The organism is Pseudomonas sp. B28(2017) (assembly GCF_002113025.1).
GTDB lineage: Bacteria > Pseudomonadota > Gammaproteobacteria > Pseudomonadales > Pseudomonadaceae > Aquipseudomonas.
In genome coordinates, this window is the sequence record NZ_NEJH01000011.1 from 121,475 (window position 1) to 134,581 (window position 13,107).

A 13,107-nucleotide genomic window follows, 5' to 3' on the forward strand; every position below is an offset into this window, starting at 1 on the left:
AAATTGAACAGCATGTCATGTGCTGTTGACTATGCTACACCCAAGGGTCTCAAGCATGGCGTCGTGCGTACAAACCCGTACAATGTCGTGCGTGCTACATATATTCAGTGCGCGCTGTATTTATAAATGCCGGGGCGCAGTGTTAAAAGTAGTCCCGGTTACGCGTGTTAACTTTTTTACCTGCCTGGATTGGGCAGTTTTTGTCAGTTTTTATAGACATTCACCAGATGGACGCGCCCATGGCGCAGGAAAAGAAGCGTTTTGAAGAAATCCACCGCAGCACCTAAACCAGCCGTCGTTCCGCTCTGGCGCCAGCACTTGCACTACCGACTCAAGGAAGGTGCGCTGATCGCCATCGGTGCCTTGTGCCTGTTCCTGATGATGGCCTTGTTGACCTATGGCAAGGATGATCCGGGCTGGAGCCATAACAGCAAGATCGACGACGTGCAGAACTTCGGCGGGCCAGCGGGCTCCTACAGCGCCGATATCCTGTTCATGGTGCTGGGTTACTTCGCCTACATCTTCCCGTTGCTGCTGGCGATCAAGGCGTACCAGATCTTCCGCCAGCGTCACGAACCGTGGCAGTGGAGCGGTTGGCTGTTCTCCTGGCGCCTGATCGGCCTGGTGTTCCTGGTACTGTCGGGCGCCGCGCTGGCCCATATCCATTTCCATGCCGCGACCGGTCTGCCGGCTGGTGCGGGCGGTGCGCTGGGCGAAAGCCTCGGTGACCTGGCCCGGAACGCCCTGAATATCCAGGGCAGCACCCTGCTGTTCATCGCGTTGTTCCTGTTCGGCCTGACGGTGTTTACCGATCTGTCTTGGTTCAAGGTGATGGATATCACCGGCAAGATCACCCTCGACCTGTTCGAACTGTTCCAGGGCGCGGCCAATCGCTGGTGGGCGGCCCGTACCGAGCGCAAACAGCTGGTCGCCCAGTTGCGTGAAGTCGACGACCGTATGGATGAAGTGGTTGCGCCAACCGTCACCGACAAGCGCGAGCAGGCCAAGGTCAAGGAGCGGCTGATCGAGCGTGAGCAAGCCCTGAGCAAGCATATGTCCGAACGCGAGAAGCAGGTGCCGCCGGTGATCGCGCCCGCGCCACCAAAGCCTGCCGCACCGAGCAAACGCGTCGAAAAAGAGAAACAGGCGCCTCTGTTCGTCGACAGCGCCGTGGAAGGCACCTTGCCGCCGATCTCGATTCTCGATCCCGCAGAAAAGAAACAGCTCAATTACTCGCCTGAATCCCTGGCTGCGGTTGGCCACTTGCTGGAAATCAAGCTCAAGGAATTCGGCGTTGAAGTCGCGGTCGATTCGATTCATCCGGGGCCGGTGATTACCCGTTACGAAATTCAGCCGGCCGCCGGCGTCAAGGTCAGCCGCATCGCCAACCTGGCCAAAGACCTGGCCCGCTCCCTGGCCGTGACCAGCGTGCGCGTGGTGGAAGTGATTCCGGGCAAGACTACGGTCGGTATCGAGATTCCCAACGAAGACCGCCAGATCGTGCGATTCTCCGAGGTGTTGTCGACCCCCGAGTACGACAACTTCAAATCCCCGGTCACCCTGGCCCTGGGCCATGATATCGGCGGCAAACCGGTCATCACCGACCTGGCGAAGATGCCGCACCTGCTGGTGGCCGGTACGACCGGTTCCGGTAAGTCGGTGGGCGTGAACGCGATGATCCTGTCAATCCTGTTCAAGTCCGGCCCGGAAGACGCCAAGCTGATCATGATCGACCCGAAAATGCTGGAACTGTCGATCTACGAAGGCATTCCGCATCTGCTGTGCCCGGTGGTTACCGACATGAAGGACGCCGCCAACGCCCTGCGCTGGAGCGTTGCCGAGATGGAGCGCCGCTACAAGCTGATGGCCAAGATGGGCGTGCGCAACCTGTCGGGCTTCAACGCCAAGGTCAAGGAAGCCCAGGACGCCGGCGAGCCGTTGAGCGATCCGCTGTACAAGCGCGAGAGCATTCACGACGAAGCGCCGCTGCTGAGCAAGCTGCCGACCATCGTGGTGGTGGTCGACGAATTCGCCGACATGATGATGATCGTCGGCAAGAAGGTTGAAGAGCTGATTGCCCGTATCGCGCAAAAGGCTCGTGCGGCCGGTATTCACTTGATCCTCGCGACCCAGCGTCCGTCGGTGGATGTGATCACCGGTCTGATCAAGGCCAACATCCCGACCCGCATGGCGTTCCAGGTATCGAGCAAGATCGACTCCCGGACCATCATCGACCAGGGTGGCGCCGAGCAACTGTTGGGCCACGGTGACATGCTCTACATGCCGCCGGGTACCAGTCTGCCGATTCGTGTTCACGGTGCTTTCGTGTCCGACGATGAGGTTCACCGCGTGGTGGAAGCCTGGAAGCTGCGTGGCGCGCCGGAATACAACGACGACATTCTCAATGGCGTCGAAGAGGCGGGTAGCGGCTTCGAAGGCAGCAGCGGTGGCGGCGACGGTGACGATCCCGAGGCCGACGCGCTGTACGACGAAGCGGTCCAGTTCGTGCTGGAAAGCCGTCGCGCCTCCATTTCCGCGGTTCAGCGCAAGCTGAAGATCGGCTACAACCGCGCTGCGCGCATGATCGAAGCCATGGAAATGGCCGGGGTCGTGACGTCCATGAACACTAACGGTTCGCGTGAAGTCCTGGCCCCGGGCCCGGTGCGCGACTGACCCGAGTATGAAAGGAGTGGTGCCTTTGGCACCGCTCGCACTCCCACGAATGTTATGAGGACTCCCATGCGTCTGATCCGCATGCTGTTGCTGCCGGTACTGGCTTTGACCACGCTCTCGGCCCACGCCGATGACAAGGACGTGGCACGCCTGACCCAATTGCTGGAAAAATCCCAGACCCTCACCGCACGTTTCTCTCAGTTGACCCTGGATGGCACCGGCACCCAGTTGCAGGAAACCGCCGGCGACATGTCGTTGCAGCGTCCGGGCCTGTTCTACTGGCACACCGATGCGCCAGCCGAGCAGACCATGGTCTCCGATGGCAAGAAGGTCACCCTGTGGGACCCGGACCTGGAACAGGCCACCATCAAGAAACTCGACCAGCGCCTGACCCAGACGCCCGCGTTGCTGCTGTCCGGTGACGTGTCCAAGATCAGTCAGAGCTTCGACATCAGTGCCAAGGAAGCCGGCGGCGTGATCGACTTCACCCTGAAGCCGAAAACCAAGGACACCTTGTTCGACAGCCTGCGCCTGTCGTTCCGTAACGGTCTGGTTAACGACATGCAGTTGATCGACAGCGTTGGTCAGCGCACCAATATCCTGTTCACCGGGGTGAAGGCCAACGAGCCGATCCCGGAGTCCAGGTTCAAATTCGACATCCCCAAGGGTGCCGATGTGATCCAGGAATAAAAGGACGACAAAAATCCTGTGGGGGCGAGCCTGCTCGCGAAGAGGGCGCGTCAGTCGCAATAATTGTTATCTGATGCACCGCATTCGCGAGCAGGCTCGCTCCCACAAGGACCGCGGCGTTCATAAAGACCCAGTGAGGTTTCACAAGTAGTCATGGATCTGTTTCGCAGCACCCCGATCGCCCAGCCATTGGCCGCCCGTCTGCGCGCGACCAACCTGGACGAGTACGTCGGTCAGGAACACGTGCTCGCTCGCGGCAAGCCCTTGCGCGAAGCGCTGGAGCAGGGTGCCCTGCATTCGATGATTTTCTGGGGACCGCCGGGCGTAGGCAAGACCACGCTGGCGCGATTGCTCGCTGAAGTTTCGGATGCGCACTTCGAAACGGTCTCGGCGGTGCTCGCCGGCGTGAAGGAAATCCGTCAGGCGGTGGAAATCGCCAGGCAGCAGGCCGGGCAATACGGCAAGCGCACCATCCTGTTCGTCGATGAAGTGCACCGTTTCAACAAGTCCCAGCAGGATGCGTTCCTGCCCTATGTCGAAGACGGAACGCTGATTTTCATCGGCGCCACCACCGAGAACCCTTCGTTTGAATTGAACAACGCGTTGCTGTCACGGGCACGGGTCTATGTGCTCAAGAGCCTTGACGAAGCGGCTCTGCGCAAGCTGGTGCAGCGTGCGCTGACCGAGGAACGTGGCCTTGGCAAGCGCAACCTGACCCTCAGCGATGAGGGCTTCCAGATGCTGCTGTCCGCCGCCGATGGCGATGGCCGGCGCCTGCTGAATCTGTTGGAGAACGCCTCGGATCTGGCCGAAGACAACAGCGAGATGGGCACCGACCTGCTGCAAAGCCTGCTCGGCGACACCCGCAGGCGTTTCGACAAGGGCGGCGAAGCGTTCTACGACCAGATTTCCGCGCTGCACAAGTCGGTGCGCGGCTCCAACCCCGACGGCGCGCTGTACTGGTTTGCGCGGATGATCGACGGTGGTTGCGACCCGCTGTACCTGGCCCGGCGCGTGGTGCGCATGGCCAGCGAAGACATCGGCAATGCCGACCCGCGCGCCCTGAGTTTGTGCCTGGCGGCCTGGGAAGTGCAGGAACGCCTTGGCAGCCCCGAGGGTGAGCTGGCGGTGGCCCAGGCCATCACTTATCTGGCCTGTGCACCGAAAAGCAACGCGGTGTACATGGGTTTCAAGGCCGCATTGCGCGCCGCCGCCGAACACGGCTCGCTGGAGGTGCCGCTGCACCTGCGCAACGCGCCGACCAAGCTGATGAAGCAGTTGGGCTATGGCGATGAATACCGTTATGCCCACGATGAGCCGGACGCCTATGCCGCCGGGGAAGATTACTTCCCGGAAGAGCTCGAACCGATTCCGTTCTATCAGCCGGTGCCCCGCGGCCTGGAATTGAAAATCGGCGAAAAACTCAATCACCTGGCGAAACTCGACCGTTTAAGCCCCCGGCAGCGGAGAAAATAGTGCTTCCTTTGATCGTTGCGGTATCCGTTGGCGGGGTAGCCGGTACATTGTTGCGCTTTGCCACGGGCAACTGGATCAACGCGAATTGGCCGCGGCACTTCTATACCGCGACGCTGGCCGTTAATATCGTGGGCTGTTTGCTGATCGGCGTTCTATACGGTCTGTTTTTGATACGCCCGGAGGTGCCTGTCGAGGTGCGTGCCGGGTTGATGGTCGGCTTCCTCGGGGGGCTGACGACTTTTTCATCCTTTTCACTGGATACGGTGCGCCTGCTGGAAAGCGGGCAGGTGCCGCTGGCCCTGGGCTATGCGGTGCTCAGCGTATTCGGCGGGCTGCTTGCCACCTGGGCTGGCCTGTCCTTGACCAAACTTTGATAAACGAGAAACCGACATGCTCGATTCCAAACTGTTACGTAGCAACCTTCAGGACGTAGCGGACCGCCTGGCATCCCGTGGCTTTGTGCTGGATGTTGCGCGCATCGAAGCGCTGGAAGAACAGCGCAAGACCGTCCAGACCCGCACCGAAGCACTGCAGGCTGAACGTAATGCGCGCTCCAAATCCATCGGTCAGGCCAAGCAGCGCGGCGAAGACATCGCGCCGTTGATGGCGGACGTCGAGCGCATGGCGGGCGAGTTGAGCACCGGCAAAGTCGAACTGGACGCGATCCAGACCGAACTGGACTCGATCCTGCTGGGCATTCCGAACCTGCCGCACGAATCGGTGCCGGTTGGCGATGACGAAGAAGGCAACGTTGAAGTGCGCCGTTGGGGCACGCCGAAGGCTTTCGACTTCCCGGTGCAGGACCACGTGGCCCTGGGTGAGAAGTTCGGCTGGCTGGACTTCGAAACCGCCGCGAAACTGTCCGGCGCCCGTTTCGCCCTGCTGCGCGGCCCGATTGCCCGTCTGCACCGCGCGCTGGCGCAGTTCATGATCAACCTGCACGTTACCGAGCACGGTTATGAAGAGGCCTACACGCCTTATCTGGTCCAGGCGCCGGCGCTGCAAGGCACCGGCCAGTTGCCCAAGTTCGAAGAAGACCTGTTCAAGATCGCGCGTGAAGGCGAAGCCGATCTGTACCTGATCCCGACCGCCGAAGTGTCGCTGACCAACATTGTCGCCGGCGAAATCGTCGATTCGAAACTGCTGCCGATCAAGTTCGTTGCCCATACCCCGTGCTTTCGCAGTGAAGCCGGTGCATCGGGTCGTGACACCCGCGGCATGATCCGCCAGCACCAGTTCGACAAGGTTGAAATGGTGCAAATCGTCGAGCCGTCGAAGTCGATGGAAGCACTGGAGGGCCTGACCGCCAACGCCGAGAAAGTCCTGCAACTGCTGGAACTGCCTTATCGCACCCTGGCGTTGTGCACCGGCGACATGGGCTTCAGCGCGGTCAAGACCTACGACCTGGAAGTGTGGATCCCGAGCCAGGACAAATACCGCGAAATTTCGTCGTGCTCCAACTGCGGCGACTTCCAGGCCCGTCGCATGCAAGCACGCTTCCGCAACCCGGAAACCGGCAAGCCGGAACTGGTGCACACCCTGAACGGCTCCGGCCTGGCGGTAGGCCGTACCCTGGTCGCGGTGCTCGAGAACTATCAGCAGGCCGACGGTTCGATCCGTGTGCCGCAAGTCCTCAAGCCGTACATGGGTGGTCTTGAGGTCATTGGTTAAATGAACTATCTGCCGCTGTTTCACAACCTTCGCGGCAGTCGTGTGTTGGTCGTCGGTGGGGGGGAGATTGCCTTGCGCAAATCCCGCCTGCTGGCCGATGCCGGTGCGCTGCTGCGGGTGGTTGCACCTGAAATCGAAGCGCAACTGCGCGAACTGGTTGCCGGTAGCGGTGGCGAGTGCCTGTTGCGTGGCTACGTCGAAACGGATCTGGACGGTTGCGGGCTGATCATTGCCGCCACCGACGACGAAGCGCTGAACGCGCAGGTCTCCGCCGATGCCCATCGGCGTTGCGTACCGGTCAACGTGGTGGACGCGCCGGCCCTGTGCAGTGTGATCTTCCCGGCAATCGTCGACCGTTCTCCGCTGATCATCGCGGTGTCCAGTGGCGGCGATGCGCCGGTGCTGGCACGCTTGATCCGCGCCAAGATCGAAACCTGGATTCCTTCCACCTACGGCCAATTGGCCGGGTTGGCGGCGCGTTTCCGTCATCAGGTCAAAAGCCTGTTTCCGGATGTGCAGCAGCGTCGGGCGTTCTGGGAAGATGTTTTCCAGGGCCCGGTTGCCGACCGGCAACTGGCCGGGCAGGGCGCTGAAGCCGAGCGTTTGTTGCAAGCGAAGATCGATGGCGAAGCGCCAGTTGCTACCGGCGAAGTCTATCTGGTGGGCGCCGGCCCGGGCGATCCTGACCTGCTGACCTTCCGCGCCTTGCGCCTGATGCAGCAAGCCGACGTGGTGCTGTACGACCGCCTGGTGGCGCCGGCGATTCTCGAACTGTGTCGTCGCGACGCCGAGCGGGTTTACGTCGGCAAGCGTCGTGCCGATCACGCGGTGCCGCAGGATCAGATCAACCAGCAATTGGTGGATCTGGCCAAACAGGGCAAGCGCGTGGTGCGACTGAAGGGCGGTGATCCGTTCATCTTCGGTCGTGGTGGTGAAGAGATCGAAGAGCTGGCGGCCCAGGGCATTGCGTTCCAGGTGGTGCCGGGGATTACGGCGGCCAGTGGTTGTGCGGCCTATGCCGGGATTCCGCTGACTCACCGCGATTATGCGCAATCGGTGCGTTTCATCACCGGCCACCTCAAGGACGGCTCCAGCGATCTGCCATGGGCCGACCTGGTCGCGCCGGCGCAAACCCTGGTGTTCTACATGGGACTGGTGGGCTTGCCGATCATTTGCGAGCAGTTGATCAAGCATGGTCGCGGTGCTGATACCCCGGCAGCGTTGATCCAGCAGGGCACCACGATCAACCAGCGGGTGTTTACCGGCACCCTGGCGAACTTGCCACGGCTGGTGGCGGAGCATGAAGTGCATGCGCCGACATTGGTGATTGTCGGTGAAGTGGTGCAACTGCGCGAGAAACTGGCGTGGTTCGAAGGGGCTCAGGGGCAGGTCTGAAGACCGCGTCGCCCTCATTCGCGAGCAGGCTCGCTCCCACATTGGAATGCATTCCCTTGTGGGGGCGAGCCTGCTCGCGAAAGGGCCCTCAAAACCTGCACAAATCTCAGGCCTTGCGCCAAACCCCTTTCCCGCTCAACCGCTCCCGGTCATGGGGCGCGGTGAAGTCCTGTGCCGGCCCTTTCGGCACCACTCCGGTCGGGTTGATGGTGCGGTGGCTGGCGTAGTAGTGGTGCTTGATGTGGGTGAAATCCACCGTTTCGGCAATCCCCGGCCACTGATAGATTTCCCGTAGCCAGTTCGACAGGTTCGGGTAATCCGCAATCCGTCGCAGGTTGCACTTGAAGTGCCCGTAGTACACTGCATCGAAGCGAATCAGCGTGGTGAACAGGCGGATGTCCGCTTCGGTCAGGTACTCGCCAGCCAGGTAGCGGTTGGCGCCCAGCAGCAGCTCCAGTCGGTCCAGTTCGGCAAACACCTCATCGAACGCTTCTTCATAGGCCTGTTGCGACGTGGCAAACCCGGCGCGGTACACGCCATTGTTCACCGCCGGATAAATCCGCTCGTTCAACGCATCGATCTCTGCGCGTAACGGCGCCGGGTAGAAGTCCAGGTCGTTACCGGTCAAATCGTCGAAGGCACCATTGAACATGCGGATGATTTCCGATGATTCATTATTGACGATGCGCTTGAGCTGTTGGTCCCACAGTACCGGTACGGTGACGCGGCCGGTGTAGTCGGCAGTGTCGGCGGTGTAGCGCCGGTGCATGAATTCGAAGTGGTCGAGCTTGTCGCCGGTCGAACCCAGGTTCCGGTCGAAGGTCCAGCCGTTTTCCAGCATCAACCAACTGACCACCGACACGTCGATCAGGTTTTCGAGGCCTTTGAGCTTGCGCAGGATCAGCGTGCGATGGGCCCACGGACAGGCCAGGGACACGTACAGGTGATAGCGCCCGGGTTCGGCCGCAAAACCACCGACACCGGTCGGTCCCGGCTTGCCGTCTGCGGTCAGCCAGTTGCGACGCTGTGCCTGTTCACGCTGGAACGCGCCGTCCTTGCTGCTTTCGTACCACTTGTCCTGCCAGCGGCCATCCACTAATAAACCCATGTTCAAGACTCCAGAAACCCATAATCGTTGGGGGTGAGTCTATTCCGATGAGTTCGAACAAAAAGCGCAAAGATCGGGCGCGAATGATCGGTTAAATCGATTTGTTGCGAGCGGCCCAGTATTGCTCGGCGGTTTCGAAGGCTTGTTCGCGGCTCTGTCCGAGGCCACGCAGTGCCAGGGCCATGGTCGAAATCAAGGCCATTTGCGGGTAGCTGTCGACCACGTCACCACGCCACACCGCTTTCAAGTGCCCAGGATCGAGCGCGGCGGGTTTGACATGACGCTGCGCGGACAACTGCGGCCATTCCTCATCCCAGCTCTCGCCGCCGGTGGTGCCGTACAGGTGGCTGTCGGCATCCGGGTTGATCTCGATTTCGCCGCCATCGCCCTTGATCACGATGGCGGTATCACCGAGTAGTCCGCTGGCATCGCGATGCACCGCCTGATAGCCAGGGTGGAAAATGCTCTGCAGGCCGCAACGCGCACCCAGCGGATTGAGAATCCGCGCCAGCGAGTGGATCGGCGAGCGCAGGCCGAGGGTATTGCGCAGGTCGATCATCCGTTGCAGCTGCGGTGCCCAGTCCACCAGCGGCATGAAGGCCAGGCCGCCGTTATCCAGTGCCGAGCCGACCTGTTGCCAGTCGCGGCACAGCGGGATGTTCAATTCGCCCAGCAGTTGCTCGGTGTACAGGCGACCGGCCGTGTGGGCGCCGCCGCCGTGCATGAAAATCCGCACGCCGTTCTGTGCCAGGCACCTGGCCGCCAACAGATACCACGGTAAGTGCCGCTTCTTGCCGGCATAGGTCGGCCAATCCAGGTCTACCGCCAGCGCCGGAGGATTCAGGCGTTCGCGCAATGCCTCGGTGAAGCCCGCCATCTCTTCTGCGCTTTCTTCCTTGTGCCGCAATAGCATCAGGAAGGCGCCGAGCTGGGTTTCCTCGATCTTTTCATCGAGCACCATGCCCATGGCCTCGCGGGCCTCGATCCGGGTCAGGTCACGGGCGCCGCGTTTGCCTTTGCCAAGGATCCGCACGAATTGGGCGAACGGATGCTCTGCGGGCGTTTCGAGTGTCAGTGCTGGGTAATCGGTCATAAGCAATTCGTCGGTTTGGGCAGGCCCGCCAGTTTCGCGGCGAGTTTGGCGGGAGTGCCTTTGAACAGTCGGTTCAGGTGCAGGCTGTTGCCTTTTTCCGGGCCGAGTTTCAGGGCCGTGTACTTGATCAACGGGCGGGTGGCCGGTGACAGCTGGAATTCGGCGTAGAAGCTGCGCAGCAGTTCGAGGATTTCCCAGTGTTCGGGCGTCAGCTCGATGGCTTCGGCAGCCGCCAGGGCACTGGCCACATCGGCAGACCAGTCACTCAGTTCGACCAGGAAACCGTCCTTGTCCAGCTCGATGGCGCGGGCGCCGACCGTCAATGCATTCATAGCCAACTGTTGACCTTGTCGTAGTGAATCGACAGTTCGACGAAGGCCGGGTAATCGATGGCCTCGGCCCAGTCTGGAACCGCAAGCGCACGGGCCTGGGCATCTTCGGCCAGAACGAACAGCTTCAGGCCACGGGCGCTGAGCGCAGCGAACGCCGCGGTGCCAGGCTGCAACGCATAGGCCGCATCACCGGACAGCAGCAAGCCGTCGTTTGCGCCGATCACGCGCAGGCAACTGGTCAGGCGTTCGTCGCCGAACGGGGAATGAGACAACACATGCAAAGTCGACATCAGAGGGTGATCACCTGGTCGTAACGGTCAATGAGGGCGGTGATTTCGTGGGCGGCCAACACCCGGGCTTCTTCCAGCGACAGGCCGTTGGGGTCCAGGCCGCGCCGGGTGATGCTGTCGCCGCAGGCAAACAGTTCCTCGACACCGAACATCGGCAGGGCTTGCAGGTTGGCGCTCAGGTCTTTCTGTTGCAGGACCCTGGCGTCCTGACGGGCGGCCAGCTGGAACACGCCGTCATCGAGAAACAACAGGCCAATCGGCAGATCGAAGGCCCCCCCGGCCAGTACGATATCCAGCGCTTCCCGCGCGCCCGGGCCGGACCACGGTGACTGACGGCTGATGATCAACAAGGATTTGGCCATGTCATGCGCCTCCGAAACAGATCAGGCGGTCGGCATCCTGCGCCGCGTCATGCAATTGGCCGAGGCCGGACAATTCCCACGGCGCATCGACGGCAACAGCTTCGCGTTGATAGCGCCTGGCTTCTTCCTCGTTCAACACGCCACGACGCAGGGCGGCGGCGATGCACACTACGCCATCGAGTTGATGGTCGCTGACAAAGGTGCGCCATTGCCTGGGCAAGTCCGGTTCATCCTGGGGCGTGACCACGCTGGTGGAGGCGTTGTAGACGCCGTCCTGATAGAAAAACAGCCGGACAATCTCGTGCCCGCCGGCCAGCGCCGCTTGGGCGAACAGCAAGGCGCGGCGCGAGGAGGGCGCATGGGCGGCGGAAAACACGGCGATGGCGAACTTCATGACGGACTCGATCAGCAAGACTGCGGCCATGATAATGCTTTCTGGACGGGGCGGCTAAATGGATGTTGGCTGCACTGGCCTTCGCGAGCAAGCCCGCTCCCACACAATAGTGGAGATCAAATGTGGGAGCGGGCTTGCTCGCGAAGGCGATCTGAAGTGCAGACTTGAACCCGGCTACGGCGCTATCCCATACAAATCGCAGTATTCCAGCCAATCCATCCCGGCCATCTCCGCCACTTCGCGGTGCACTTCACGGCGCTGGATTTCATAGTCCTGCGGCGTGGCAGCAGTCAATTGCAGGGTCAGCTCCCAGGCAAACAAACCTTGCCGTTCTGCCTCGGCCTCGAAGGCCTCATGCAAACGCTCGTCGCGGTACTGCGCCGGGGTTTCACCCTTGGCCTGCGCCTGCAGCGGGTTGAGGTTGTCGAGTTCGTCGCGCAACTCGGGGCGTTCGTCGAGAAACCGCTTCAGTGCCTGCTCATGTTGCTGCTCGGTTGCCGCCATGGTCGTTCCTTTGCTGGGGTTTGTTGCAGTAAAGCAGAACGATGCAGCTTGCCACAGTGATAAAGTCCGCTTTTTCCTGATGAGTGAATGCAATGCGAATTCTGATGGTGGCGCTGGCCGTGACTTTGCTGGCGGGATGCGCTGGCTCGGCAATGAACGATGCCCGCACCAAGGCCCCGTACAAGACCCTGAACTCGGAAAAGCCGGCAAAAGACGTCGCCCGGTGCGTGCAGTTTTCCTGGCAGGACGAGGCCGTGTTCGGAGTCGATGCCGCTGCCTATCTGCAAGCTGGCGAGAAGGGCGGCACGACCGTTTACACCCGTTCGGCGGAGTCCTTCGTCGACGTGACCAGCGATGCCTCGGGCACGGTATTGAGCTATTACGCACAGAAGGATGATTTCGTGGCCAAGCGCCGGCTGGCGGCGTTGGCGACCTGTCTGTGACCTGAAAGCTCGATGCATTGCTCTTGTGGGAGCGGGCTTGCTCCGGGCGGCGATCCGACGAAGGCGGTCGAATAGTCGACATGGATTTTGAATGTTCCGGCCTCATCGCGAGCAAGCTCGCTCCTACAGGGGGGATTTGTGTTGATCAGTAAGTCAGGCGCTTCTGGAAGAAAAAATGCTTGTGGCCCGGCGGATAGTCGGCAATGTGCCCGAACTCGCTGTAGCCACACTTCCTGTAGAACGCCGGCGCCTGGAATTCAAAGGTGTCGAGCCAGAGCCCGACGCAGCGCCGTTCCCGCGCCAGGTCCTCGGCCATCCGCATCAGTTTCGAACCCAGGCCCTGTCCTCGCGACTGTTCCGGCACCACCAGCAAGTCGATGTACAACCACTGGTAAAACAATCGACCATGCAGGCCGCCGAGGATTTCGTCGTTGTCGTCGCGCACCAGCAAGGCGATGTGCTCGGGCACGTTGCCTTCGGCCTTCGAGCCGTTGTACGCGCGCAATGGCTTGAGGATGGCCTGGCGTTGTTCTTCCGTGGGGTTTTGCGACAGTTCGATACGCAGGTTCATGGCTATATCCATATGGCATTGAAGCCGCAGCCTATCCCGGTTGCAGCGATTGTTCCATCCCCGGAAAAGTTGAACCGTCGCCAGCGCCCAGCTGTCCTTCCTTAA

The 13,107-nt window shown here is 61.2% G+C and carries 15 protein-coding genes; 7 read left to right on the forward strand and 8 right to left on the reverse strand.

Features of this window, described 5'->3' with window-relative positions; all coding sequences use genetic code 11:
* Positions 1-261: 261 nt before the first annotated feature.
* The 6 genes from CAF65_RS23030 to cysG all read left to right on the forward strand — a co-directional run bounded on the left by CAF65_RS23030 (position 262) and on the right by cysG (position 7,905).
* A complete protein-coding gene (locus CAF65_RS23030) occupies positions 262-2,673 on the forward strand; it encodes a DNA translocase FtsK (RefSeq protein WP_085718328.1) in 2,412 nt (803 codons plus the stop codon).
* A 66-nt stretch (positions 2,674-2,739) separates the two neighbouring features.
* Positions 2,740-3,363 (forward strand): outer membrane lipoprotein chaperone LolA, encoded by a 624-nt coding sequence (gene lolA, locus CAF65_RS23035; RefSeq protein ID WP_085718329.1) that lies wholly within the window; start codon positions 2,740-2,742, stop codon positions 3,361-3,363.
* 153 nt (positions 3,364-3,516) lie between these two features.
* Positions 3,517-4,839, forward strand: coding sequence for a replication-associated recombination protein A (locus CAF65_RS23040; protein WP_085718330.1), 1,323 nt, complete (start codon positions 3,517-3,519; stop codon positions 4,837-4,839).
* Complete coding sequence (crcB, locus tag CAF65_RS23045; RefSeq protein ID WP_085718331.1) at positions 4,839-5,213, forward strand: fluoride efflux transporter CrcB; 375 nt, start codon at positions 4,839-4,841, stop codon at positions 5,211-5,213. The genes CAF65_RS23040 and crcB overlap by 1 nt, the downstream gene beginning before the upstream one ends.
* Before the next feature lie 16 nt (positions 5,214-5,229).
* Positions 5,230-6,510 carry a serine--tRNA ligase gene (gene serS / locus CAF65_RS23050; protein ID WP_085718332.1) on the forward strand — a complete coding sequence of 427 codons (1,281 nt, stop codon included), beginning with the start codon at positions 5,230-5,232 and terminating at the stop codon, positions 6,508-6,510.
* Positions 6,511-7,905 carry a siroheme synthase CysG gene (gene cysG / locus CAF65_RS23055; protein WP_085718333.1) on the forward strand — a complete coding sequence of 465 codons (1,395 nt, stop codon included), beginning with the start codon at positions 6,511-6,513 and terminating at the stop codon, positions 7,903-7,905.
* Between the two features lie 106 nt (positions 7,906-8,011).
* On the opposite strand, the gene CAF65_RS23060 is transcribed toward cysG, so the two are convergent.
* From CAF65_RS23060 to CAF65_RS23090, 7 genes are all read right to left on the reverse strand, one after another.
* A complete protein-coding gene (locus tag CAF65_RS23060; protein WP_085718334.1) occupies positions 8,012-9,013 on the reverse strand; it encodes a glutathione S-transferase family protein in 1,002 nt (333 codons plus the stop codon).
* Positions 9,014-9,104: 91 nt separating this feature from the next.
* Positions 9,105-10,106, reverse strand: a complete 1,002-nt coding sequence (locus tag CAF65_RS23065; protein ID WP_085718335.1) for a glycosyl transferase family protein — start codon at positions 10,104-10,106, stop codon at positions 9,105-9,107.
* Complete coding sequence (locus CAF65_RS23070) at positions 10,103-10,438, reverse strand: TusE/DsrC/DsvC family sulfur relay protein (RefSeq protein WP_085718336.1); 336 nt, start codon at positions 10,436-10,438, stop codon at positions 10,103-10,105. Before CAF65_RS23070 ends, CAF65_RS23065 begins: the two co-directional genes overlap by 4 nt.
* Complete coding sequence (tusB, locus tag CAF65_RS23075; RefSeq protein ID WP_085718337.1) at positions 10,435-10,728, reverse strand: sulfurtransferase complex subunit TusB; 294 nt, start codon at positions 10,726-10,728, stop codon at positions 10,435-10,437. The genes CAF65_RS23070 and tusB overlap by 4 nt, the downstream gene beginning before the upstream one ends.
* On the reverse strand, positions 10,728-11,090 hold the full coding sequence (gene tusC / locus CAF65_RS23080) for a sulfurtransferase complex subunit TusC (RefSeq protein WP_085718338.1): 363 nt from the start codon (positions 11,088-11,090) through the stop codon (positions 10,728-10,730). The genes tusB and tusC overlap by 1 nt, the downstream gene beginning before the upstream one ends.
* A gap of 1 nt (position 11,091) precedes the next feature.
* Positions 11,092-11,484 carry a sulfurtransferase complex subunit TusD gene (tusD, locus tag CAF65_RS23085; protein WP_085718378.1) on the reverse strand — a complete coding sequence of 131 codons (393 nt, stop codon included), beginning with the start codon at positions 11,482-11,484 and terminating at the stop codon, positions 11,092-11,094.
* 174 nt (positions 11,485-11,658) lie between these two features.
* On the reverse strand, positions 11,659-11,988 hold the full coding sequence (locus CAF65_RS23090) for a DUF6388 family protein (RefSeq protein WP_085718339.1): 330 nt from the start codon (positions 11,986-11,988) through the stop codon (positions 11,659-11,661).
* A gap of 92 nt (positions 11,989-12,080) precedes the next feature.
* Between CAF65_RS23090 and CAF65_RS23095 the strand changes: the two genes are divergently transcribed.
* Positions 12,081-12,431 carry a hypothetical protein gene (locus tag CAF65_RS23095; protein WP_085718340.1) on the forward strand — a complete coding sequence of 117 codons (351 nt, stop codon included), beginning with the start codon at positions 12,081-12,083 and terminating at the stop codon, positions 12,429-12,431.
* A 145-nt stretch (positions 12,432-12,576) separates the two neighbouring features.
* Here CAF65_RS23095 and CAF65_RS23100 read toward each other — a convergent pair whose 3' ends face one another.
* On the reverse strand, positions 12,577-13,002 hold the full coding sequence (locus CAF65_RS23100) for a GNAT family N-acetyltransferase (RefSeq protein ID WP_085718341.1): 426 nt from the start codon (positions 13,000-13,002) through the stop codon (positions 12,577-12,579).
* Positions 13,003-13,107 lie beyond the last annotated feature (105 nt).

Coding starts and splice junctions, on each gene's coding strand:
- lolA (WP_085718329.1), top strand. CDS start 2,740: ATGCGTCTGATCCGCATGCTGTTGCTGCCGGTACTGGCTTTGACCACG.
- CAF65_RS23040 (WP_085718330.1), top strand. CDS start 3,517: ATGGATCTGTTTCGCAGCACCCCGATCGCCCAGCCATTGGCCGCCCGT.
- serS (WP_085718332.1), top strand. CDS start 5,230: ATGCTCGATTCCAAACTGTTACGTAGCAACCTTCAGGACGTAGCGGAC.
- cysG (WP_085718333.1), top strand. CDS start 6,511: ATGAACTATCTGCCGCTGTTTCACAACCTTCGCGGCAGTCGTGTGTTG.
- CAF65_RS23060 (WP_085718334.1), bottom strand. CDS start 9,013: ATGGGTTTATTAGTGGATGGCCGCTGGCAGGACAAGTGGTACGAAAGC.
- CAF65_RS23065 (WP_085718335.1), bottom strand. CDS start 10,106: ATGACCGATTACCCAGCACTGACACTCGAAACGCCCGCAGAGCATCCG.
- CAF65_RS23070 (WP_085718336.1), bottom strand. CDS start 10,438: ATGAATGCATTGACGGTCGGCGCCCGCGCCATCGAGCTGGACAAGGAC.
- tusB (WP_085718337.1), bottom strand. CDS start 10,728: ATGTCGACTTTGCATGTGTTGTCTCATTCCCCGTTCGGCGACGAACGC.
- tusC (WP_085718338.1), bottom strand. CDS start 11,090: ATGGCCAAATCCTTGTTGATCATCAGCCGTCAGTCACCGTGGTCCGGC.
- tusD (WP_085718378.1), bottom strand. CDS start 11,484: ATGAAGTTCGCCATCGCCGTGTTTTCCGCCGCCCATGCGCCCTCCTCG.
- CAF65_RS23090 (WP_085718339.1), bottom strand. CDS start 11,988: ATGGCGGCAACCGAGCAGCAACATGAGCAGGCACTGAAGCGGTTTCTC.
- CAF65_RS23095 (WP_085718340.1), top strand. CDS start 12,081: ATGCGAATTCTGATGGTGGCGCTGGCCGTGACTTTGCTGGCGGGATGC.
- CAF65_RS23100 (WP_085718341.1), bottom strand. CDS start 13,002: ATGAACCTGCGTATCGAACTGTCGCAAAACCCCACGGAAGAACAACGC.